The following is a 20221-nucleotide window of genomic DNA, read 5'->3' as shown; positions in this document are numbered from 1 at the left end:
ACCCTCATCATCGCCGAGGAAGGGGCGTACGTGTCCTATTTGGAGGGCTGCCTGCCTCCTTGGGAGGAAATTAGCTGCGGTGACGAGATGCGTAACGTACGCGAAGTTGCCCTGGGAGATCATCTGCTCAATGAAAAAGGCGAAGAAACCCAGGTCGCCAAACTGATGCGCCGTGAATACCAGGGCGAACTGGTGGATATCACCCCGCGCAGCACCGGCAACCGCTTCCAGCTCACCCCAGAACATCCTGTTCTCGCGATCCGCCGAGAAACGGTTGGCAGCAGCCCGCGCAAGGATGGGCGCTGGCCGGACATCGACCCGAACAAGCTGGCCCGAACCGAACCGACCTATATACCCGCCGGAGAACTCCAAGAAGGCGATCTGTTGGTCTTCCCTATCAATCAGGTCTGCCGGGACGAACCGGCCCTGAGCGACGATTTTCTACGGCTGCTCGGTTTCTATGTCGCGGAAGGCTGCGTGACCCATCTTAATGGCGGCAAGGCGGTGGAATTCAGCCTGGGGCTCCACGAAACCGAACTGATCGCGGAGATCCAGGCACTCATCCAACGACTGACGGGAAAGAACGCCTCGGTCACCTATGATCGCAAGCGCAATGGGGCTTACGTGGTGGTCTACGACGACGCCCTTTGGTCCCAATGTTTGGAACACGGCGGGCGCTATTCCCCCGGGAAACGCTTTAGCAAAACCATTATGGATCTGCCGCCTCAGCGGCAGAAACTCGTTCTGGATACCTACTATCGCGTCGGCCAAGACGGCAATCTCGTGCGCGCCACGACCGTGTCCCGCGCCTTGGCATTCCAGCTGCAAGAAATGCTCGGCCGCCAGGGTATCTTCGCTTACCTCAACATCCGCAACGCCTATCAAGAAACCCTGAAGGACGGGCGACCAATCCGCCACCAGAGCCACTATACCTTGTTCTACGCAAAGAACACCCACAGCCAGCGCGTCATTCGCCGGGACGGTTATTTCCTGGTTCCCATCCGCAAAATCCGGCGCCAACCCTACGAAGGACCGGTGTACAACCTGGAGACTCGCAGCGAACCCCATTCCTATCTGGTCAAAGGCTTCGCCGTCCACAACTGCACCGCCCCCAAGCGCTCTGAGCACCAGCTGCACGCCGCGGTGGTGGAGCTCATCGCCTTGGCCGATGCGCACATCAAGTACTCCACCGTGCAGAACTGGTATCCGGGCGACGCCGAAGGCCGCGGCGGGATTTACAACTTCGTCACCAAGCGCGGCGAGTGCCGGGGCGCGCGGGCCAAGATCTCCTGGACTCAAGTCGAGACGGGATCGGCCATCACCTGGAAGTACCCAAGCTGCATCCTGCGCGGCGACGAATCGGTGGGCGAGTTCTACTCGGTGGCGGTCACCAACCATTTTCAACAGGCCGATACCGGCACCAAGATGATCCACATCGGCAAAAACACCAAAAGCACGATCATCTCCAAAGGCATCTCCGCCGGCAGAGCGCAAAACAGCTACCGCGGCCTGGTCAAGGTGCTAAAGAGCGCCAAAGGAGCGCGCAACTACACCCAGTGCGACTCGCTCCTGATCGGCGACCAGTGCGGCGCCCACACCTTCCCCTACATCGAGGTCAAGCAGCCCTCGGCGATCGTCGAACACGAGGCCACCACCTCCAAGATCAGCGAAGAGCAGCTGTTCTACTGCCGCCAGCGCGGCCTCTCCGCCGAGAACGCGGTGTCGATGATCGTCAACGGCTTCTGCAAGGAAGTCTTCAAGGAGCTGCCGATGGAGTTTGCGGTGGAGGCGCAAAATCTGCTCGGCGTCAGCCTGGAGGGCAGTGTGGGATGAACCAGTTCACCGCTATCATCAAGAAGGAAGGGGATTGGTGGATTGGCTGGGTGGAGGAAGTCCCTGGCGCCAACGCCCAGGAAAGGACGAAGGAAGAACTCCTCGCCAGCCTGCAGGAAGCCGTCCGCGACATTCTGGAGATCCGCCGGGAAGAAGCCAGAAGACAGGTCGAAGGGAATTATGAAGAAGTTCCTCTGGCGGTATGAAACGCCAGGCATTGATCCGACATTTGCTGCGCCAAGGCTGCGAACTGGCGCGCGAAGGATCGCGACACTCCATTTGGCGCAATCCAGCGACAGGCGATCTGGCTGCTGTTCCCAGACACAACGAAATCAAAGATCTTCTAGCACGAAAAATCTGCAAAGACTTGAGGATAGATCAACCGTCATGACCGAAACCTTACTCAAAATCGAAAACCTCCACGTGGCCGTAGAAGGCAAGCCGATCCTCAAAGGCATCGATCTGAGCTTGGATTTTGGCCAGATTCACGCCATCATGGGTCCCAACGGCTCGGGTAAGAGCACCTTGGCCGGGGTCCTGGCCGGACGCGAAGGTTACGAAGTCACGGAGGGTCGAGTCTGGTACCTGGGCCAGGAGCTGTTGGCGATGCCCCCGGAAGAGCGCGCCTGCGCGGGGATATTTTTGGGCTTTCAGTATCCGGTCGAAATCCCTGGAGTCAGCAACATCTATTTCCTCAAAGCGGCCTTGAACGCCATTTTAAAACACCGGGGCGAGCCGGAAGTGGACGCCATGGATTTCATCGCGCGGGTGAAAGAAAAGATCAAACTCGTCGGTCTAGACGAACAATTCTTGTACCGGGCCCTCAACGAAGGCTTCTCCGGCGGCGAGAAAAAGCGCAACGAGATTTTGCAAATGCTGGTGCTCGAGCCGACTTTGTGCATCCTCGACGAGATCGACTCGGGTCTCGACATCGACGCGCTCAAAATCGTCGCCCAAGGCATAGCGGCGTTAAAATCGCCCCAGCGCGGCTTTTTGCTGATCACTCACTACCAGCGCCTGCTCGACTACGTGACTCCAGACAAGGTCCACGTCCTGGCCGGCGGGCGCATCGTCAAGTCGGGCGGGGCGGAACTGGCCAAGGAACTGGAAAGCAAAGGCTATAGCTGGATCGAACCCATTGAGGCGGTCGCATGAACCTCCCGGCCGAGCACTATCAAAACGCCGCCGAACGCTTAGCTCGCCAAAGCCCATTTTGGCTGGCGGCTTTTCGTCGGCAGGCGCTGGCGCAGTTTCTGCGTTCGGGCTTTCCGTCCCCGCGCGAGGAGGAATGGAAGTACACTAACGTGACCCCGATCGAGCGCAAACGTTTTGCCCTGGCAACCGCCCAAGGCCAGGTCGAGGCCGGCTGGATCCGCGCCAAGCTCCTGCCCGACTGCTGGCATCTGGTGCTGATCGACGGGCAGTTCGCGCCGGAGTTTGCCAAGCTGCCCAAGACCGGTGAAACGCTCGTCGCCGATCTTAAAACGGCTTTGATCCAACGCCCTGAACCGATCGCTAAAGGCTTTGGCCGCGCGGTGGAGCAGAGCCACGGCTTGATCGACTTCAACACCGCCCTATTTCAGGACGGCGCGCTGATCCACCTAAGCGCCGGGGTGCGCCTTGCGCAACCGATTCAGATCCTGCACGTGCAAACCCAAGAAGCGGCCAGCCTGAGCCGCCACTTGATCGTCTTGGAGGAAGGGGCGGCAGCGACCGTGATCGAAACCTACGTCGGAACCGCAGGGGGGCTTTTGGCCCACGTGGGCGAAGCGTTGCTTGGTCCAAACAGCCGGCTTGAGCACTGCAAGATTCAACAGGAGGCCGATACCGCCTTCCATTTCGGCGGGCTGTACGTGCACCAGGGGCCGAATTCGGATTTCCAGCAAACGCAGTTCGCCCTAGGCGGACTCCTGGCGCGCAGCGAAATCCACGTGCGCCTCGACGAAAACAGCCGCTGCACTTTGCATGGCCTGCACTGGGCGAACGGCCGCCGCCACCTAGACAGCCACACCCGGATCGTCCACGCCGCCCCCAATACGACCTCTAGGGAAGTTTATAAAGCTCTGGCCGAAGACTTCGGGCGCAGCGTGTTCCAGGGTCGGATCGTAGTGCAAAAAGGAGCGCAAAAAACCGACGCGGCGATGGAGAACAAAAACCTGCTGCTCTCGGAAACGGCGGAGGTGGACAGCAAGCCTCAACTGGAAATCTACGCCGACGACGTGCAATGCAGCCACGGCGTCAGCGTCGGCCAGTTGGACGAAGACGCTTTGTTCTACCTGCAAACCCGGGGTATTGCCCTGGAAGCGGCGCGCGAGTTGTTGATCTACGGCTTTGTCAACGCGGCGATCGAGGCGGCGCCTCTAGCCCCCTTGCGCGCCTTCCTGCACCAGGAGCTCAACGGGCGCTTTGCGCTGCTCAACCTGGACTCCTCGCCATGACACAGACGGCCTTAAATTCTAAAACCTTTTCCGTCGAAGCGATCCGCAGCGATTTTCCGGCCCTGCAGCAAAGCGTGCGCGGAGCGCCGCTGGTCTATCTGGACAACGCCGCCAGCGCCCAAAAACCGCGCCCGGTGATCGAGACCCTGGCGGAATTTTACGCGCGCGATTACGCCAACGTTCACCGCGGCGTCCACACCTTGAGCGAGCGCGCCACCGCCCGCTTCGAGGCCGCGCGCGACAAGGTCAAACGCTTTCTCAACGCCCGGGCGCGCGAGGAGATCGTGTTCGTGCGCGGCACCACCGAGGCCATCAACCTCGTCGCCCAAGCCTACGCGCGCCCGCGCCTGCAAGCCGGCGATGAAATCTTGATCACCGCTATGGAACACCACTCCAACATCGTCCCATGGCAGCTGGTATGCCAGGAAAAAGGCGCCAGGCTCAAGGTCGCGCCGATCAACGAGCGCGGCGAACTGCTCCTGGAAGAGTTCGAGCGTAGCTTGGGTCCGCGCACCAAGCTGGTGGCGGTCGCCCACATGTCCAACGCCCTAGGCACGCTCAACCCGGTCCGAGAGATCGTCGCCTTAGCCCATCGCTACGGCGTCCCGGTGCTCGTGGACGGCGCCCAAGCGGTGCCCCACCTAAAGGTGGACGTCCAGGATTTGGACTGCGATTTTTACGCCTTCTCCGGCCACAAGCTCTATGGCCCTACCGGCATCGGGGTGCTGTATGGCAAACGCGAGCTTCTGGAAGCCATGCCGCCTTGGCAAGGGGGTGGGGAGATGATCCGCAAAGTGACCTTCGCGGCGACCGAATTCAACGCCCTGCCCTACAAGTTCGAGGCCGGCACCCCCGCCATCGCCGAGGCGGTGGGTCTGGGAGCGGCGATAGACTACGTAGAACGCCTCGGGCTGGAGGCCATCTTCGCCTACGAGCACGAACTTTTGCAGTACGCCACCCGTGAAGCGCTCAAGATCCCGGGGCTAAAACTGATCGGCACCGCCGCCCGCAAAGGCGCGATCCTCTCCTTCGTGATCGAGGGCATTCACCCCCACGACCTCGGAACGTTTTTGGATCATTACGGCATCGCGGTGCGTGCCGGCCATCACTGCGCCATGCCGGTGATGGACTTCTTTAAGGTGCCGGCCACCACGCGGGCCTCGCTGGCGTTTTACAACACTTACGAAGAAATCGACCGTTTGTTCGCGGCGCTCAAAGAGATCATCCAGGTGTTTGGCTGATGTTGGAAAACTTGAGAGAACTGTATCAGGAGGTCGTGTTCGACCACAACCGCAATCCGCGCAACTTCCGCGCCATTGAAGACGCCGACCGGAAAATCGAGGGGTCCAACCCTTTGTGCGGCGACCGCATCACCTTGTATCTTAAATTCGACGGCGACCGCATCGCCGACATCGGCTTTCAAGGCCAAGGCTGCGCCATCTCCACCGCCTCGGCTTCGCTCATGACCGAACTCGTCAAAGGCAAGACCTTGGCCGAAGCAGAGAAATTATTTACGGCGTTTCACGAAATCGTCACCGGCCACGGCGAATCGCTTGCGGCGTTGGGCAAACTGGCGGTGCTCGCGGGGGTGCGTCAATACCCCTCGCGGATCAAATGCGCCACCCTCCCCTGGCACGCCTTGGAGGCCGCGATCCAAGGCAGGCAGGAACCGGTGAGCACGGAGTAAACCCATGGCGACTTCCTGGATCGACGTCTGCAAGGCCGACGAACTGAAGCCTGGCGAGCACGTGGTGGTCGATGTAAACGGGACGGCGGTGGCCGTGTTCAACTTAGGCGGCGCATTCTACGCCATCGAGGATAGGTGCACGCACGACGGCGCGGAGCTCGCCAGCGGCGAGCTGGAAGGCGAGGTCATCGTCTGCCCGCGTCACGGCGCCCGGTTTTGCCTTAAAACCGGGCAGGCGCTCTGCCCGCCCGCCTACGAAGACCTGCGCGTGTTCCCGGTGCGGGTGGAACACGGCCTGATCCAGGTCGGCGACGACCGCGAGGCGTGATTTGCATCGGCACCTCCGGCTGGAGCTACGCCGCCTGGCGCGGGGTGTTTTATCCCGCCGAGCTTAAACCGGCCCAATGGCTTGGATTCTACGCCCAGCACTTTAACGCCGTCGAGCTCAACGCCAGCTTTTACCACCTGCCCAAAGAGGTAGCCGTCCGCCGCTGGGCGGAGCAAACCCCGCCGGAATTTCGTTTTGCGGTCAAAGCGTGGCGAGCGATCACCCATTACCACCGGCTCGCCGATTGCGCGGAGCTTTTGACGACCTTTTTCCGCCGCATCGAGCTTTTTGGGGAAAAACTCGGGCCCGTGTTGTTTCAGCTGCCACCGCGCTTTCCTGCCGATCTGCCGCGGCTTGCGGCCTTCCTCCAAGAACTCCCCAGCGCTTCGTACGCCTTCGCCTTCGAGTTTCGCGATGGCAGTTGGCACTGCCCGCCCGTGTACGAACTTTTAAGCCGCGCCAATGCGGCCTTCTGCGTGTTTGACCTCGCCGGCCTGACCTCCCCCAAAGCCGTTACCGCCGATTTCGTTTACCTGCGTTTGCACGGCCACACCCAACGCTACCGCGGCAGCTACAGCGACCCACTCTTGGCCGCTTGGGCCGGTTGGCTGGCCGCCCAGCGCGCCCGGGGGAAAAAGCTTTGGGTATTCTTCGACAATACCGACGAGAGCGCAAGCGCCGCAGTCGACGCCAAGCGGCTGCAGGCCATTTTAGGCAAACTTTAAGCCCACCCCGACGGTCAATAAACTTGGTAAAATAAATTTTTTAAATTGCCGATGTGCCCTATGGAAGCCTTAGAAATCAACGCCATGACTCGTAAAATCGACGCTCTCAAAGAGCGCGCCCTCAACCTTCGGGGGTATCTTTGACTACGACCGCAAGCGGGAAAGGCTGGAAGAGCTGCTCAAAGAGCTGGAAGACCCTAAGGTCTGGAACGACCCGGAACGGGCCCAAGCGCTGGGTAAAGAGCGGGTCCAGCTGGAGGAGATTGTCTACACTTTAGACCACCTCATGCGCGGGCTTGAAGACGCGGCCGAGCTTCTGGAACTTGCCCTGGAAGAGGGCGATGAGGAGGCGGTTGCCAGCATCGCCGCCGATCTGGAAAACTACGAAAAAACGGTGTTCGACCTGGAGTTTCAGCGCATGTTCTCCAACCCGATGGACAAGAACAATGCGTTCCTCGACATCCAGGCCGGTTCGGGCGGGACCGAGGCCCAAGATTGGGCGGAGATGCTGCTGCGCATGTACCTGCGGTGGGCCGAGCGCAAGGGGTTCAAAACCGAAATCATCGAACTGTCGCCGGGCGAGGTCGCCGGCATCAAAAGCGCTACCCTCAAAGTGGACGGCCCTTACGCTTACGGCTGGCTGCGGACCGAAACCGGCGTCCATCGGCTGGTACGCAAATCCCCGTTCGATTCCGGCAACCGCCGCCACACTTCTTTCGCTGCGGTGTTCGTCTCGCCGCAAATCGACGACGAGATAGAAATCGAAATCAATCCGGCCGATCTTCGCATCGACGTCTACCGGGCTTCGGGGGCGGGCGGTCAGCACGTCAACCGTACCGAATCGGCGGTGCGGATCACGCACCTACCGACCGGCATCGTGGTCCAGTGCCAGAACGACCGCTCGCAGCACAAAAACCGCGCCACCGCCATGCAGCAGCTCAAAGCCAAACTCTACGAGCTCAAGCTGCAGGAAAAGCGCGCCCAGCAACAGCAACTGGAAGAATCCAAAGCCGACATCGCTTGGGGCAATCAGATCCGCTCTTACGTACTCGATCAGTCGCGGATCAAGGACCTGCGCACCGGGGTGGAAATCGCCAACACCCAGGCGGTCCTAGACGGCAACCTCGATCCGTTCATCGAAGCCAGCCTCAAGCAAGGGTTATAATCCGATTGGAAGCGACCGTGAACCACGAGTTAAGCCAGGATCTTATCGCCCAACGCCGCGCCAAACTCGCCGCGCTGCGCGAGACCGCCAACGCCTACCCCACCGACTTCAGGCGCTCGTGCGTCGCCGCCGAGCTCCACGCCCGCTACGGCAAAGAGCCTCCAGAGTTTTTTGATCGCCAGCCGATCCGGGTACGCGTCGCCGGGCGCATGATGACGCGTAGGATCATGGGCAAAGCGAGCTTCTGCCACCTGCAGGATTACTCCGGCCGCATCCAGCTTTATCTGACCCGCGACGGCTTGCCGGACGGGCTGTACGAGCACTTCAAGCACTTCGATCTCGGCGATATTTTGGGCGCCGAAGGGGTGCTGTTTAAGACCAAGACGGGGGAGCTTTCGCTCAAGGTGGACGAAGTGCGCCTGCTCGCCAAAGCGCTGCGCCCCTTGCCGGAAAAGTACCACGGCCTCACCGATCAGGAGACGCGCTACCGCCAGCGCTATCTCGACCTGATCATGAACGAGGTCACGCGCCGCACCTTCCGCATCCGCGCCAAAATCGTCCAGGAAATTCGCCAGTTCTTGATCGAGCGCGATTTCCTCGAGGTCGAGACGCCGATGATGCAGGTCATCCCGGGCGGGGCGGCGGCGCGGCCTTTCGTCACCTACCACAACGCCTTGGACATGCAGCTGTTTTTGCGCATCGCCCCGGAGCTGTACCTAAAACGCCTGGTCGTGGGCGGTTTCGAGAGAGTGTTCGAGATCAACCGCAACTTCCGCAACGAGGGTCTGTCCACCCAGCACAATCCGGAATTTACCATGCTGGAGTTCTACCAGGCCTATGCCGAATACCACGACCTGATGAACCTGACCGAGGAGATGCTGCGCGAAGTAACGCAGAAAGTTCTAGGCGCGACCACGGTCACCTACCAAGGGCGGGAAATCGATTTCGGCAAGCCTTTTAAGCGTTTCACCCTGCTTGAATCTTTGATCCGCTTTAACCCGGGCCTGGCCTCGGAAAATGTGGACAATCTCGAATCCGCCAGACAACTGGCCGCCAAGCTGGACATCCCCATCCTGCCGAGCTTTGGCTTAGGCAAGATCCAAACCGAGATCTTCGAAAAAACGGTGGAACCTAAGCTCCTTGACCCCACGTTCATCACCCATTATCCGGTGGAGGTGTCGCCGCTGGCGCGCCGCAGCGACCACAACCCCGAGGTTACCGACCGCTTCGAGCTGTTCATCGCCGGGCGCGAAATCGCCAACGGCTTTACCGAGCTCAACGATCCGGAGGAACAGGCCGAGCGCTTCCGCGCTCAGCTCGAGGCGCGCGCTTTAGGAGACGAAGAAGCGATGCACTTCGACGAGGACTACATCATCGCCTTGGAGCACGGCATGCCCCCCACCGCCGGCGAAGGGATCGGCATCGATCGCCTGGTCATGCTCTTGACCGACTCGCCTTCGATCCGCGATGTTCTGCTGTTTCCTCACCTTAGGCCGCGCCGTTGAAAATTCCGCGGCGCGCTTTTTAGGCTAGATTTAAACCAAAGCCTAAAAAACCCAACGCAAGTATGGCGCCCTCGACCGGCCCGCGGGTAGCGCCTTGCGAGAACCGACTGCTAAAGCACTGCACGCAAGCGCTTGCCGAAAACAAACTAATGCTGCCTACCATTCCGGACATCTCGCTCAAGATCCGCCGGGCGATCAACGATCCCAAAGCCAACAACCTCAAAATCGCCCGGGTGGTGCAGATGGATCCGGTCATCACCGCGCGCCTGATCCAGATCGCCAACAGCCCCTTATATCGCGGTCGGCGGCGGATCGAAAGCTGCCCCGAGGCCCTCACCCGCCTAGGGTTAAAAGCGGCCCAGCACCTGATCACCAGCTTCGCCTTAAAAGCGGTGTTCAACGCCCGAAGCCGCACGATCCAAAAGCGCATGCAGGAACTGTGGCAGCACAGCAGCTACGTGGCCGCAATCTGCGCCGTGCTGGCGCACAAAACGCCGGGCTTCGACCCGGACCGGGCGATGCTCGCGGGCCTGGTCCACGACATCGGCGCGGTGCCGGTGCTCACCTTTGCCGACCGCCACCCAGAACTTATAGCCCAAGCTGAGGACTTGACCCAAGCGATCGCCAAACTGCGCGGCCCCGTGGGTGCGGCGATCCTGCGCGCTTGGCATTTCCCCGAGGATTTCCAGGCGGTGGCCCAAGAAGCCGAGGATTGGTTTCGCGATCCAGGAGCTCAAGCCGACTACGTCGACGTGGTGGTGGTGTCCCAGCTGCACAGCTTCGTCGGCACCCCCGCGATTCATCAGTATCCGCGCATCGCTACCATCCCGGCCTACCGCAAGCTCTTAGCCGGGCGGCTGGATGCGGAAACCAGCCGCAACGTCCTGGAAACGGCGAAAGAAGAAATCTGGCAGATCCAAAACTTGCTTTTGGCTTAACCCATGGAAGTGCGTTTGGCCCTCATCCCGACCCAGCCGATCTCAATCGCTTCGGGCGCCAGGCAGGAATCTGCCTTATTTCGCCCCGGCGCGCAAGTAATCGCCAAGGTGCTCGGGCAAGCTTCCCCGGGGCGGCTGCTCCTGGAAATCGGCGGGCACCGGCTGACGGCCGAGACCGAACTCAATATCCGTGCGGGGACCCACCTGCAGCTCGAGGTCGTTCAAACCCAACCCAAAGTGGAGCTGAAAGTCCTCGCCGACTCGTCCCCGGCAGCGATTTTAGCCTCCACCCTGCGCCACGCGCTGCCCCGCCAGCTGCCGTTGGCGGAGGCGCTGTCCAGCCTCAAAGCGCTCGCCCAACAAAACCTTGCTCCGTCCTTACGCACCCAGATCGAAGCGCTTTTGCACTCTTTACCTGAGCGCACCGCTCTTGCGCAACCGGATCAACTCGCTTTGGCGGTACGGCTGAGCGGTTTGTTCCACGAGGCTCTAACCGCCTCCTCGACGCCGATACCCTATCCGGATTTGAAAGCCCGCCTGCGCGCGCTTACCACCGCTCCCCCCAACCCCTCTTCCAACCCAGGGCAGCCCCTTGCCGCCGCAGTGCAGCCAAACGATCTGCGCGGCGAAATGCACTCGGGTGTCGCAACCGCCCCAAACCTCCCGTCTACTCCACCGCAGACGCCTGCGATCGGCCCTTCCCCGACAGCGCCCGCAAGCGATACCCTAGAACCTGCAACCGAATCGCCCAGACCTCAAGACGATTCGCTAGACGAATTGCGTCACACGAGCTCGGCCGGCCTTGCGCGCATCGTGCTCAACCAACTCGCCTCCTTGCCCAAACCGGACACCCCCGTGCTCACCTGGCATCTGGAAATCCCGTTTCGCGAGGGCAAGCGCCTGGCCTCCTTGCGCCTGACCATCGCCGGCGAGCCTCCGACTCAAAGCAAAGAGCGCGCGCCTTTGCCTTGGACAGCGGAGCTGGAGATAGAACCGCCCGAACTCGGTCGCATCCGCGCCAAGCTGGTGCTCCAGGGGGAGAAAATCAGCGCTTACTTTCGGGGCGAGACGGAGGCCACCGTGCGCTTGCTCGAACGCCATCTAGGCGCTTTGGCCGAGCGCTTTCACGCCGCCGGCCTCAGCGCGGGAGAACTCCAAGCCGCCGTTGCGACCGGCCAGGATCTGCGCCCTACCCCTCCTTTGCCGATCGCCGGCCCGTTGCTGGATGAAACAGCATGAGCACCAAAGCCGTAGACCTTGCCGTGGCTCTGCACTACGACGGCACCGCCGCACCGCAGGTGGTGGCCAAAGGTCAGGGAGAGCTGGCCGAGCGGATCGTGGCCAAAGCGCAAGAGCACGCCGTTCCTCTACACCGCGATCCGCAATTGGCCAAGCTGCTGGTACAGATTCCCTTAGGCGAGGAAATCCCGCGCGAGCTTTACGTGGCGGTGGCGGAGGTGATCGCCTTTGCCTACTGGCTAAGCGGCAAAGGCCTAAATCACGACTCCCAATAAAGCCTTCGGCCGGAACCTGAGCCGTGCAGGCGCATCAAGAGAGTCGCCTCCTCGTGGCTCAAGCCTAAGTTTTCCACCAATTCCTCCACCTCTGCCCCCTGGCGAATGCGTTCGACTGCGGATTGGTAAGCCGGCTCCTCGCAGCTTGTCTGCTCCATGCGTTCCTTGAGCCAGGCCCCAAGCTCTTCGATCCGGCCCGCAAGCTCGCCCAGCTGCGCCTCGGCCTGGGCCGACAGGGCGCCGAATTCGGCAAAATCCTTGGTCAAGCGCTCCAGGGCCTGGCGGTACTCCTGGGACTCGCGTTCCAGGCGCTTAAGCCTACGCCACAGCCAGAGCCACAGACCGGCCATGATCCCAAGGCTCAAAGCCAAACCGATCCAGGCCAGATCCAAATAACCGATCATACCGATCATTAGGCGAACTCGTCGAGGTGGGGTGGTTGGCCGTCGTCGCGATCTGGCTCCTGCGGTTCCGGCCGAGATTTTGATCTTGGTGAAGACTTGCGCTCGGCAAGATGGTCAACCGGCCGGCGAGGATCGACGGGCTGGATCGGCGAGGTCTTGTCGAGCGGTTTAACCGGAAACATCTAAGCGCTCAATAGTTTTCCATCTCGGCGATCTCCTCGTCGCTTAAGAATTTGTTCAGATCCACGAGGATCAGCAGCTTACCGTCGCGGCTGGTAACGCCCTGGATATAGCGGGCGCGGTCTTCGGTGCCGGCGTTGGGAGCGGCCTCGATCTCTGCCGAGCGAAGTTCCACCACCTCGGCTACGCTGTCTACGAGAATCCCGATCACTTGCCCCGCCGCCTCGACGATCACGATGCGGGATGCGCTATCGGGTTCTTTGGGGGGCAGACCGAAGCGGCGGCGGGTGTCCACCACGGTCACCACGTTGCCGCGCAGGTTGATGATCCCGAGCACGTAGTCGGGCGCCCCCGGAACCGGCGCAATCTCGCTTACCCGCAACACTTCCTGTACTTGCATCACGTTGATGCCGTAGGTTTCGTTGCCGAGCCTAAAAGTTACCCATTGGAGAGGTTCGTGGTGGAGTTTTTCTGCCGTTTGCATCGCCCATTCCTCCGCTTGGTTCAACGTTGAAGTTCCTCGACTAGGCGCTCCAAATCGATTAAAGGGCAAGGCGGTTCTAGGCACATGCCAAGCAGCCAAGGACGGCTTAGCCGCTCGGTGCGCCAACGCACTTGCTGCGGCTGCCAGCAAGCGCGCGCTTCCACCCCGTGGCAAAGCAGGGCGAGCTCGCTGCGGCGCGGCAACAACGCCCAACGATACGGGCCAAGGCCTGAATCTGGGAGGACCAGCCGCGCCGGAGTCGCCGCCCAAAATTCGCCACCTGCAACCTTTATCCGACCTAAAGCCCAGCTAGGTTGCCCGGGCTTGGAGACGATTTCGTCCTCTAAGGCGAATGTCCCCAGAAGCTGCGATCCCGGCGCGGCAAGGCGCAGTTTCCCTAGAAAAAACGGCTGCACCTCAAACTCGCGCTCGGTCCAGTCCGGTTCCTTCTCGGGTACGGGCGCGGCGCTCGGGCTTGGTTGGTCGCGCAGCAAGCACTTCAGATAATCGGCTAAAGGATCTTCCTCATTCATGCCGGAACCGCTTTAAGGGCCTTTTGTTGAGCAAGGCCGTCCGTCAAGAGTTCTTCAAGCAACTCCGCGTACGCCCGCGCCGCCCGGCAGCTTGGCCAATATCGGCAAACCGGCAGATGGGCCTGGCTGGCTTCGCGCAGCTTAGTATCTAAAGGAATCACACCCGACCACACCTTATGGCCGTATCGTTCCTTGAGCATCCCTAAACTGACCGAGGAGATGCGCGGCCTGCGGTCGTACAAGGTCGGGACGATAAGGTAAGGCAAGGATTGTTTGCGGGCGCGGGCGATCATCTCCAAAGTGTGCAACATCCGCTCCAGCCCGTGCAGCGACAAAAAATCGGCCACCACGGGGATGATTAAATAATCGCACGCCGCGAGCGCATTGACCATCAGCACGCCTAGACTGGGCGGGCTATCGATCAATACGTATTGATACTGCGCTGCCAACCGGCGTAAGGCTTTGGCGAGCACCAAACCCAAACCCTCCCGCGCCCCCGCCTGCCGCTCCACGGTCGCCAGCGCGATGCTGGCCGGCAACAGCGTAAGCCCTTCGATCGGCGTTGGCTTAAGATACGACATCGGGTCGGCCGGACGGTGCAGGATGTGGGCGCGAAACAGCTCATAGCCCCCTCCTTCGATAACGTCTGGGGAAAAACCAAAATACGCCGTCAACGAACCGTGGGGATCCAAGTCCACAAGCAAGGTGCGTTGCCCCTGCTCGGCCAGAAGCCCACCCAAATTGGCCACGGTGGTGGTCTTGCCCACCCCGCCTTTCTGATTGCAAACCGCCCACACCCGCATAGTCATTGCCGCTCGAAGCGATAACGGGACGCGTTCTTGGCCAGGAGCACCAGCACCACCCGCCGGTTGCGATAGCGCCCGACTTCGGTCGAATTGTCGGCGGCCGGATGGTGCTCGCCAAACCCTACCGCCGCCATCCGCGCAGGATCGACCCCAAACTGAACCAGCCGCCGCACCACGCTGGCGGCGCGCGCTGCCGACAACTCCCAATTGGAGGGAAAGGCTTGCGTCTCGATCGGGACGTTGTCGGTGTGCCCCTCCACGTAGACGGGATTGTCGGGTAACTCGCGCACGATCTGCGCTAATTTGGCCAAGACGGGATCGGCCTCGGGCGAAAGCTCGGCGCTGCCGCTGGCAAACAAAATGCCGCTTTTCATTTCCACCGCGATCCAGAACTCGTTGCGCTCCACCGCCACCAATTCCTGGTCGATGTAAGGCGCCAAAACCTCCGTAAAGCGCTCGCCCGCCTCCTTCAATTTTTCTGCTTCTTGCGCCGTTTCTAGAATGGACGGCGCGAAACTGCGCGGCGGATCACCGACCTGAATCGGCTCCGACGCTTTAGGAGGGTCTTGGAAAGCCCGATCCAAAGACGCCGACAACGCTTTCAGGTCGCCTTGATGGACGATGGCGACCGCGTACATGACCACGAAAAAGGCAAACAGCAAGGTGATGAAGTCGGCGTAGGAGACCAACCAACGCTCAGAGTTTTCTTTTTCTTCCGGTCGGTGCCGGCGGCGTGCGCTCATTCCAAAAACCCGTTCAGTTTAAGCTCGATGTTGCGCGGATTTTCCCCTTCGGCGATGGCCACGAGGCCCTCGATCGTTACCTGGCGGAGCAAAGTGATTTTACGGATATGGGCTTTGAGCTTGCCGGCGATGGGCAAGAACACCAAATTGGCAAACCCCACCCCATAAATGGTGGCGACGAAAGCGGTCGCGATCCCGTGCCCGAGCTTTTCCGGGTCGGTCAGGTTCTGCATCACCTGGATCAAGCCCAAAACCGCTCCTAAGATCCCCAAGGTCGGGGCGTATCCCCCCATGGCTTCGAACACTTTGGCGGCGTGGAGAGCTTGTTGTTCTTTGGCGTACATCTCCAGCTCCAGGCAATCGCGAATGATCTCGGTCTCGTTGCCGTCCACCAGCAATTGCAAGCCCTTGCGCACGAAACCGTCCGGCTCCCGCTCGAGCTCGCTTTCCAATCCCAGCAAGCCCTCCTTACGCGCCAAAGCGCTCCACTGCACGATCCTTTGGATCCTTTGCGAGAGGTCGATCCGCGGCAAGCTGACCACCCACTGCAGGTCCCTCAAGGCGTTCACAAACAAGTTCGGCGGAGTCTGCAGCATCACCGCCCCTAAGGTGCCGCCGAGCACGATCAAGAACGCCGGGCCGTTGACCAAGAACGCCAGCTTCCCGCCTTCCAGCAGATTGCCGCCGACTACTGCCATGATTCCCAGGAAGAAGCCGAGCAGGCTGAGCAGATCCACTAGATCGCCTCCAACCAAGCGGCAATGTCGCCAAGCGGCAAGATCCGGTCGGCCAATCCCGCCTCGGCGACCGCTTTGGGCATACCGTACACCACGCAACTTGCCTCGTCCTGCACCCAGATCCTGGCGTTGCCGGTCCGCTTGAGGCGCTCAGCACCGAGCTTGCCGTCTGCCCCCATGCCGGTCAACACGATCCCGAGCACCGGACCGCGAACGTGTTCGGCCACCGAGGCAAAAGTCACATCGGCGCTGGGCCGGTAAATTTCTTCCGCGCGCGCGGCGCGGACCGCAATCCGACCGTCCGGGCGCACCTCCATCTGTTTCCCCCCCGGCGCAAGCAACGCCACCCCGGGACGCAAGACATCGCCATCGACCGCCTCCCGAACCTCGATCTTTGCCAACTGATTCAAGCGCGCGGCAAAACTCGGCGTAAAGTGGCCGGGCATGTGCTGGACGAGCAAAATCGCAAAGTCCACCGCCGGCGAAAGCCGGGTCAGGATTTGCTGCAGCGCCAGCGGGCCCCCGGTGGACGCGGCGATGACCACAAGCTGCGGGGATTGGGCTCGAAAATCCTGGGGAGCGGTCTGCCTGAGGTTTCTTTCCGGTTTAGGCAAAGCCGAAATCCGTCGCGCCTGCGCCGCCAACAGCCGCACGCGGCGCCTGAGCTCCCGCTTGGCCGCCTCGCGGTCGCCGCCGATGTCCTCCAGCCGTTTGGGGATGAAATCCATCGCCCCGGCTTCCAAAGCGGCCAAAGTCGCCTGCGCCCCCGCCCGGGTCAGGGCCGACAGCATCAAGATCGGGGTCGGACACCGGCGCATGATTTCTCGCACGGCTTGAATCCCATCCATCCCCGGCATCTCCACGTCCATGGTGATGACCTCCGGGCGCAACAGGACGGCCTTGCGGACCGCTTCCGCTCCATCGCGGGCCACGTCCACCACCTCGATGTCGCGGCCCTCTTCCAGAATCTCGGCGATGCGCTGGCGCATGAACGCCGAATCGTCCACCACCAAGGCTCTTACCGGCATGCTCCCCCCATCAGGCCGCGTAGCGTTTCATCAGGCTCGGCACATCCAAGATCAAGGCGATCTTGCCGTCGCCGGTGATGGTCGCCCCGGCCAAGCCGGCTAGGCCGTTGAGTTTGGCCCCCAAGGCCTTGATCACGACCTCCTCCTGGCCGATCAGGTGGTCGACGACAAAACCCACATAGCGTCCGCCGGCGTTCACCACCACCACGTGCCCGGATCGCTCGTCCCCCGTGCGCCCTCCCCGAATCAGCCAATCCTTCAGGTAAAACAAGGGCAAAGCCCGATCCCTCACGAGCACCGTGGGCTGCCCGTCGACCACGTTGGTGCGGCTAAGATCCAAGTCCAAAATCTCGACCACGCTCGACAGCGGCAAAGCAAAAGCCTGGTTTTCCAGCTGAATCATCAAAGTCGGCAGGATCGCCAACGTCAGCGGGACCTTGATCGTGATCTTGGTTCCCTTGCCTGGGACCGAATCCACTTCCACCGTGCCGTTCATCTGGGCGATGCGGGTCTTGACCACATCCATGCCCACGCCGCGCCCGGAAATGTCGGAGATTTCGCTTTTGGTGGAAAAGCCCGGCAGGAAGATCAGCTGCAAGCACTCGCGCTCGCTCAGGCGGGCGGCGCTCTCTTGGTCCATCAAGCCCTTTTCTACAACTTTGCGCCGCAACACCTCAGGATCCATGCCTTTGCCGTCGTCCTCGACGATCAACTCGATCCGATCCCCTTCCTGCGCCGCGCTCAGGATCACCACCCCTTCCCGCGGTTTGCCGGCGCGCTCGCGCTCGATCGGGGTCTCGATGCCGTGGTCCACCGCGTTGCGCACCAGGTGGACTAAAGGATCGGCCAAGGCTTCGACGAGATTTTTGTCCAGATCGGTCTCCTCGCCTCGGGTCTCCAGGCGGACTTCCTTGCCCAAACTCCGCGCCAGATCGCGCACCACCCGCGGAAACCGGCCGAAAACCTTGCGGATCGGCTGCATGCGGGTCTTCATCACCGCCAACTGCAAATCGGAGGTGACCACATCCAGATTGGCCACCGCTTTCGCCATTTCTTCGTCGTCTAAAGCCGCCTTTAGGCTCTTGAAGCGGTTACGCACTAAAACCAGCTCGCCGACCATGTTCATGATCTCATCCAGCCGCTGGGTGTCGACGCGCACGGTGGACTCGGCCGCCTCGGTTTTTTTAGGCGCGGCTGCAACTTCAGGCGGCGTCCGCGTCTCCGCCGAGGCGGCAGGCGGTTTCAGAGTCGGCTCGGGCGGCGATGGCGTTTGTGGCGGAACGCCCTGATGCTTGCCCGGCCCGTGGAGCTGATCGAGCAAGGCCTCGAATTCCTCTTCGGTAATCTCCTCCGCCGCCGGCGTTTTTTGGCTCCCAGGCGCTTTTCCCGGACCGTGGAGGGCGTCCAGCAATTGCTCGAACTCTTCTTCGGTGATAAAGTCGTCGCCTGCTTCCGTTTTTGGCTTTTCCGCAACCGCCTGCGCCAGAAACGCCTCAAATTCCTGCTCGACCGGATCCTGCGCTTTGGGGCTTTCTGCCTGCGTTTTGGGGTCTGTTTGATCCTGCGCTTTTGGGCTTTCTTGGCTCGGCGCGATCGCTTCCGCCGGCAGCGCAAATTGGCCGAGCGCGGCGAGCAATTCGGGAGGCGCAGGCTCGATTTCCTGGCCGACGCGCAAGCTAGCGAGCATGGTGTTGGCCGTATCCAACGCTTTGAGCACCGTATCCATCAGCGCCGGTTCGACCTGACGCTCCCCTTGGCGTAGGACGTTGAACACGTCTTCGGCCCGATGGCAAAGCTCCACCATCGGGGCGATGTTCAGAAAACCGGCCCCGCCCTTGACCGTATGAAACCCGCGAAAGATGGCGTTGAGTAAGTCTTTGTCTTGCGGCGTCTGCTCCAACGCCAACAGCTGTTCACCCAGCTGCTCCAGGATCTCACCGGCTTCGATCAAAAAATCCTGGAGAATCTCATCGTTGAAATCGACGGCCATAAGGCGCTCCTAAAATCCAAGGCTAGAGAGCAGATCGTCTACCTCATCCTGGCTGGTCACCGCGGCCTGATCCAAGCCCGGAACCGCTGGGCCAGACGCCTTGCCGGAGCGCTCAGGAGAAGAACGCTGAGCCTTGCGGCCGGAGAGGCGAATCAGTTCGATCAGGCTGTCTTCGGCCTGTTCCACCAGCTCGATCACCCGCCGGATGATCTGGCCGCTAAGGTCTTGAAAGCTCTGCGCCATCACCACTTCGTTGAGCTGCCCTTGGAGCATGCTCATCTCCTGCCTTAGGTTCTCCAAAAACGCGCTGATGGCGCGGCTCAATTCCTTGAACTCCTGATACGGCATCTCGCGCTGCAAAAACCTTTCCCATTGCGCGGTCAGAATCTCAAGTCTGGCGTTGAGCGCAGTGACCCTCGGCAGGATGGCATCCACCGCGTTCAAGGTGGTATTTGCCGCCTGCTCGGTCAGCGCGATGACGTACCTCAAGCGCTCGCGGGCGTCGGGAATGTCGTTTTCGGTCAGCTCGACCAGCTTCGAGTCCGCCACAAAAGCGCTCAAGGCATCGTGGAGACGGCGCGTGAGCCGGCACAGCTCCTGAAACACTTGTTCCTCGCGCGCTCCTTTAAGCTCATCTAGGATCTGCTCGGCTTCCGCCTCGTCGCCGCGCTCCAACGCCGCCACAAGCGCGCGGGCCTGATCTAGACGCGTTGTTTGTAAGGTTACCGCCGCCTCGGCCATTCTTCTTCCTCCCTTAAGCTTGGAGACGTTCAAAGATCTTTTCCAACTTATCCTTCAACGTCGCTGCGGTGAAGGGTTTGATGATGTAGCCGTTCACTCCCGCCTGAGCGGCGGCAACGATCTGATCGCGGCGCGCCTCGGCGGTCACCATCAATACCGGCAGCTTGGCGAGTTTCTCGTCGGCCCGCACGGCGCGCAGCAAATCGATGCCCGTCATGCCGGGCATGTTCCAGTCGGTGATCAAAAGATCGAAGTCGCCGGATTTCAGTTTGGGCAACGCGGTTTGCCCGTCGTCGGCCTCGGCGATGTTGGTAAACCCCAACTCGCGCAGCAGATTCTTGATAATCCGCCGCATGGTGGAAAAATCGTCCACCACCAGGATCTTCATGTTCTTGTCCAAGGCAACCCCCTACAACCCGTTGTATCCCACATGCTTGCTTTA

25 protein-coding genes are annotated in these 20221 nt (G+C 61.0%); 14 read left to right on the top strand and 11 right to left on the bottom strand.

The window, feature by feature from the left end:
- Window positions 1–87 precede the first annotated feature (87 nt).
- The 14 genes from ACYQ3M_RS07325 to ACYQ3M_RS07260 all read left to right on the top strand — a co-directional run bounded on the left by ACYQ3M_RS07325 (window position 88) and on the right by ACYQ3M_RS07260 (window position 12133).
- The gene (locus ACYQ3M_RS07325; protein WP_460035455.1) at window positions 88–1833 is read left to right on the top strand and encodes a SufD family Fe-S cluster assembly protein; all 1746 of its coding nucleotides are present in this window, start codon (window positions 88–90) and stop codon (window positions 1831–1833) included.
- The gene (locus ACYQ3M_RS07320) at window positions 1830–2039 is read left to right on the top strand and encodes a type II toxin-antitoxin system HicB family antitoxin (RefSeq protein ID WP_460035410.1); all 210 of its coding nucleotides are present in this window, start codon (window positions 1830–1832) and stop codon (window positions 2037–2039) included. The genes ACYQ3M_RS07325 and ACYQ3M_RS07320 overlap by 4 nt, the downstream gene beginning before the upstream one ends.
- Window positions 2036–2224 (top strand): type II toxin-antitoxin system HicA family toxin, encoded by a 189-nt coding sequence (locus tag ACYQ3M_RS07315; RefSeq protein ID WP_460035409.1) that lies wholly within the window; start codon window positions 2036–2038, stop codon window positions 2222–2224. Before ACYQ3M_RS07320 ends, ACYQ3M_RS07315 begins: the two co-directional genes overlap by 4 nt.
- Window positions 2221–2988 carry a Fe-S cluster assembly ATPase SufC gene (sufC, locus tag ACYQ3M_RS07310; protein ID WP_460035408.1) on the top strand — a complete coding sequence of 256 codons (768 nt, stop codon included), beginning with the start codon at window positions 2221–2223 and terminating at the stop codon, window positions 2986–2988. Before ACYQ3M_RS07315 ends, sufC begins: the two co-directional genes overlap by 4 nt.
- Window positions 2985–4271, top strand: a complete 1287-nt coding sequence (gene sufD, locus ACYQ3M_RS07305) for a Fe-S cluster assembly protein SufD (RefSeq protein WP_460035407.1) — start codon at window positions 2985–2987, stop codon at window positions 4269–4271. Before sufC ends, sufD begins: the two co-directional genes overlap by 4 nt.
- Window positions 4268–5512, top strand: a complete 1245-nt coding sequence (locus tag ACYQ3M_RS07300) for a SufS family cysteine desulfurase (RefSeq protein WP_460035406.1) — start codon at window positions 4268–4270, stop codon at window positions 5510–5512. Before sufD ends, ACYQ3M_RS07300 begins: the two co-directional genes overlap by 4 nt.
- A complete protein-coding gene (sufU, locus tag ACYQ3M_RS07295; protein WP_460035405.1) occupies window positions 5512–5958 on the top strand; it encodes a Fe-S cluster assembly sulfur transfer protein SufU in 447 nt (148 codons plus the stop codon). The genes ACYQ3M_RS07300 and sufU overlap by 1 nt, the downstream gene beginning before the upstream one ends.
- A gap of 4 nt (window positions 5959–5962) precedes the next feature.
- Complete coding sequence (locus tag ACYQ3M_RS07290) at window positions 5963–6286, top strand: non-heme iron oxygenase ferredoxin subunit (protein WP_460035404.1); 324 nt, start codon at window positions 5963–5965, stop codon at window positions 6284–6286.
- Window positions 6283–7011 (top strand): DUF72 domain-containing protein, encoded by a 729-nt coding sequence (locus ACYQ3M_RS07285; protein ID WP_460035403.1) that lies wholly within the window; start codon window positions 6283–6285, stop codon window positions 7009–7011. The genes ACYQ3M_RS07290 and ACYQ3M_RS07285 overlap by 4 nt, the downstream gene beginning before the upstream one ends.
- 60 nt (window positions 7012–7071) lie before the next feature.
- A protein-coding gene (prfB, locus tag ACYQ3M_RS07280; RefSeq protein ID WP_460035402.1) for a peptide chain release factor 2 occupies window positions 7072–8176 on the top strand; the annotation gives its coding sequence in 2 pieces (ribosomal slippage) (window positions 7072–7152 and window positions 7154–8176; 1104 coding nt in all).
- Window positions 8177–8193: 17 nt separating this feature from the next.
- Window positions 8194–9681: a lysine--tRNA ligase gene (gene lysS, locus ACYQ3M_RS07275; protein ID WP_460035401.1), complete on the top strand. Its 1488-nt coding sequence runs from the start codon at window positions 8194–8196 to the stop codon at window positions 9679–9681.
- A 62-nt stretch (window positions 9682–9743) separates the two neighbouring features.
- Window positions 9744–10619, top strand: coding sequence for an HDOD domain-containing protein (locus ACYQ3M_RS07270; RefSeq protein WP_460035400.1), 876 nt, complete (start codon window positions 9744–9746; stop codon window positions 10617–10619).
- A 3-nt stretch (window positions 10620–10622) separates the two neighbouring features.
- Window positions 10623–11858, top strand: coding sequence for a flagellar hook-length control protein FliK (gene fliK / locus ACYQ3M_RS07265; RefSeq protein ID WP_460035399.1), 1236 nt, complete (start codon window positions 10623–10625; stop codon window positions 11856–11858).
- Window positions 11855–12133: an EscU/YscU/HrcU family type III secretion system export apparatus switch protein gene (locus ACYQ3M_RS07260; RefSeq protein ID WP_460035398.1), complete on the top strand. Its 279-nt coding sequence runs from the start codon at window positions 11855–11857 to the stop codon at window positions 12131–12133. Before fliK ends, ACYQ3M_RS07260 begins: the two co-directional genes overlap by 4 nt.
- Here the strand turns inward: ACYQ3M_RS07260 and ACYQ3M_RS07255 are convergent.
- From ACYQ3M_RS07255 to cheY, 11 genes are read right to left on the bottom strand one after another with little or no spacing between them, the layout of a single operon-like run.
- A complete protein-coding gene (locus tag ACYQ3M_RS07255; protein WP_460035397.1) occupies window positions 12118–12546 on the bottom strand; it encodes a DUF2802 domain-containing protein in 429 nt (142 codons plus the stop codon). The two genes, ACYQ3M_RS07260 and ACYQ3M_RS07255, sit on opposite strands and share 16 nt — an antisense overlap.
- Window positions 12546–12719, bottom strand: coding sequence for a hypothetical protein (locus ACYQ3M_RS07250; RefSeq protein ID WP_460035396.1), 174 nt, complete (start codon window positions 12717–12719; stop codon window positions 12546–12548). Before ACYQ3M_RS07250 ends, ACYQ3M_RS07255 begins: the two co-directional genes overlap by 1 nt.
- 8 nt (window positions 12720–12727) lie before the next feature.
- Window positions 12728–13201, bottom strand: coding sequence for a chemotaxis protein CheW (locus tag ACYQ3M_RS07245; RefSeq protein WP_460035395.1), 474 nt, complete (start codon window positions 13199–13201; stop codon window positions 12728–12730).
- 20 nt (window positions 13202–13221) lie between these two features.
- A complete protein-coding gene (locus tag ACYQ3M_RS07240) occupies window positions 13222–13734 on the bottom strand; it encodes a hypothetical protein (protein ID WP_460035394.1) in 513 nt (170 codons plus the stop codon).
- The gene (locus ACYQ3M_RS07235; protein ID WP_460035393.1) at window positions 13731–14543 is read right to left on the bottom strand and encodes a ParA family protein; all 813 of its coding nucleotides are present in this window, start codon (window positions 14541–14543) and stop codon (window positions 13731–13733) included. The genes ACYQ3M_RS07240 and ACYQ3M_RS07235 overlap by 4 nt, the downstream gene beginning before the upstream one ends.
- Window positions 14540–15283, bottom strand: coding sequence for a flagellar motor protein MotD (gene motD, locus ACYQ3M_RS07230; protein ID WP_460035392.1), 744 nt, complete (start codon window positions 15281–15283; stop codon window positions 14540–14542). The genes ACYQ3M_RS07235 and motD overlap by 4 nt, the downstream gene beginning before the upstream one ends.
- The gene (locus ACYQ3M_RS07225) at window positions 15280–16020 is read right to left on the bottom strand and encodes a flagellar motor protein (RefSeq protein WP_460035391.1); all 741 of its coding nucleotides are present in this window, start codon (window positions 16018–16020) and stop codon (window positions 15280–15282) included. The genes motD and ACYQ3M_RS07225 overlap by 4 nt, the downstream gene beginning before the upstream one ends.
- Window positions 16020–17048 carry a protein-glutamate methylesterase/protein-glutamine glutaminase gene (locus tag ACYQ3M_RS07220; RefSeq protein WP_460035390.1) on the bottom strand — a complete coding sequence of 343 codons (1029 nt, stop codon included), beginning with the start codon at window positions 17046–17048 and terminating at the stop codon, window positions 16020–16022. Before ACYQ3M_RS07220 ends, ACYQ3M_RS07225 begins: the two co-directional genes overlap by 1 nt.
- A 10-nt stretch (window positions 17049–17058) precedes the next feature.
- Complete coding sequence (locus ACYQ3M_RS07215; protein WP_460035389.1) at window positions 17059–19038, bottom strand: chemotaxis protein CheA; 1980 nt, start codon at window positions 19036–19038, stop codon at window positions 17059–17061.
- 9 nt (window positions 19039–19047) lie between these two features.
- Window positions 19048–19779 carry a protein phosphatase CheZ gene (locus tag ACYQ3M_RS07210; RefSeq protein WP_460035388.1) on the bottom strand — a complete coding sequence of 244 codons (732 nt, stop codon included), beginning with the start codon at window positions 19777–19779 and terminating at the stop codon, window positions 19048–19050.
- A gap of 13 nt (window positions 19780–19792) precedes the next feature.
- Window positions 19793–20167: a chemotaxis response regulator CheY gene (cheY, locus tag ACYQ3M_RS07205; RefSeq protein WP_460035387.1), complete on the bottom strand. Its 375-nt coding sequence runs from the start codon at window positions 20165–20167 to the stop codon at window positions 19793–19795.
- Window positions 20168–20221 lie beyond the last annotated feature (54 nt).

Source organism: Methylothermus subterraneus (assembly GCF_054656915.1).
The sequence above is the reverse complement of the archived record's forward strand: the minus strand, read 5'-3'. Positions and strand labels throughout refer to the sequence as shown.

What these genes read in the sequence shown, in the direction of transcription:
- ACYQ3M_RS07325 (WP_460035455.1), top strand. Translation starts at nt 88, where the DNA reads ATGCGTAACGTACGCGAAGTTGCCCTGGGAGATCATCTGCTCAATGAA.
- ACYQ3M_RS07320 (WP_460035410.1), top strand. Translation starts at nt 1,830, where the DNA reads ATGAACCAGTTCACCGCTATCATCAAGAAGGAAGGGGATTGGTGGATT.
- ACYQ3M_RS07315 (WP_460035409.1), top strand. Translation starts at nt 2,036, where the DNA reads ATGAAACGCCAGGCATTGATCCGACATTTGCTGCGCCAAGGCTGCGAA.
- sufC (WP_460035408.1), top strand. Translation starts at nt 2,221, where the DNA reads ATGACCGAAACCTTACTCAAAATCGAAAACCTCCACGTGGCCGTAGAA.
- sufD (WP_460035407.1), top strand. Translation starts at nt 2,985, where the DNA reads ATGAACCTCCCGGCCGAGCACTATCAAAACGCCGCCGAACGCTTAGCT.
- ACYQ3M_RS07300 (WP_460035406.1), top strand. Translation starts at nt 4,268, where the DNA reads ATGACACAGACGGCCTTAAATTCTAAAACCTTTTCCGTCGAAGCGATC.
- sufU (WP_460035405.1), top strand. Translation starts at nt 5,512, where the DNA reads ATGTTGGAAAACTTGAGAGAACTGTATCAGGAGGTCGTGTTCGACCAC.
- ACYQ3M_RS07290 (WP_460035404.1), top strand. Translation starts at nt 5,963, where the DNA reads ATGGCGACTTCCTGGATCGACGTCTGCAAGGCCGACGAACTGAAGCCT.
- ACYQ3M_RS07270 (WP_460035400.1), top strand. Translation starts at nt 9,744, where the DNA reads ATGGCGCCCTCGACCGGCCCGCGGGTAGCGCCTTGCGAGAACCGACTG.
- fliK (WP_460035399.1), top strand. Translation starts at nt 10,623, where the DNA reads ATGGAAGTGCGTTTGGCCCTCATCCCGACCCAGCCGATCTCAATCGCT.
- ACYQ3M_RS07260 (WP_460035398.1), top strand. Translation starts at nt 11,855, where the DNA reads ATGAGCACCAAAGCCGTAGACCTTGCCGTGGCTCTGCACTACGACGGC.
- ACYQ3M_RS07255 (WP_460035397.1), bottom strand. Translation starts at nt 12,546, where the DNA reads ATGATCGGTATGATCGGTTATTTGGATCTGGCCTGGATCGGTTTGGCT.
- ACYQ3M_RS07250 (WP_460035396.1), bottom strand. Translation starts at nt 12,719, where the DNA reads ATGTTTCCGGTTAAACCGCTCGACAAGACCTCGCCGATCCAGCCCGTC.
- ACYQ3M_RS07245 (WP_460035395.1), bottom strand. Translation starts at nt 13,201, where the DNA reads ATGCAAACGGCAGAAAAACTCCACCACGAACCTCTCCAATGGGTAACT.
- ACYQ3M_RS07240 (WP_460035394.1), bottom strand. Translation starts at nt 13,734, where the DNA reads ATGAATGAGGAAGATCCTTTAGCCGATTATCTGAAGTGCTTGCTGCGC.
- ACYQ3M_RS07235 (WP_460035393.1), bottom strand. Translation starts at nt 14,543, where the DNA reads ATGACTATGCGGGTGTGGGCGGTTTGCAATCAGAAAGGCGGGGTGGGC.
- motD (WP_460035392.1), bottom strand. Translation starts at nt 15,283, where the DNA reads ATGAGCGCACGCCGCCGGCACCGACCGGAAGAAAAAGAAAACTCTGAG.
- ACYQ3M_RS07220 (WP_460035390.1), bottom strand. Translation starts at nt 17,048, where the DNA reads ATGCCGGTAAGAGCCTTGGTGGTGGACGATTCGGCGTTCATGCGCCAG.
- ACYQ3M_RS07215 (WP_460035389.1), bottom strand. Translation starts at nt 19,038, where the DNA reads ATGGCCGTCGATTTCAACGATGAGATTCTCCAGGATTTTTTGATCGAA.
- ACYQ3M_RS07210 (WP_460035388.1), bottom strand. Translation starts at nt 19,779, where the DNA reads ATGGCCGAGGCGGCGGTAACCTTACAAACAACGCGTCTAGATCAGGCC.
- cheY (WP_460035387.1), bottom strand. Translation starts at nt 20,167, where the DNA reads ATGAAGATCCTGGTGGTGGACGATTTTTCCACCATGCGGCGGATTATC.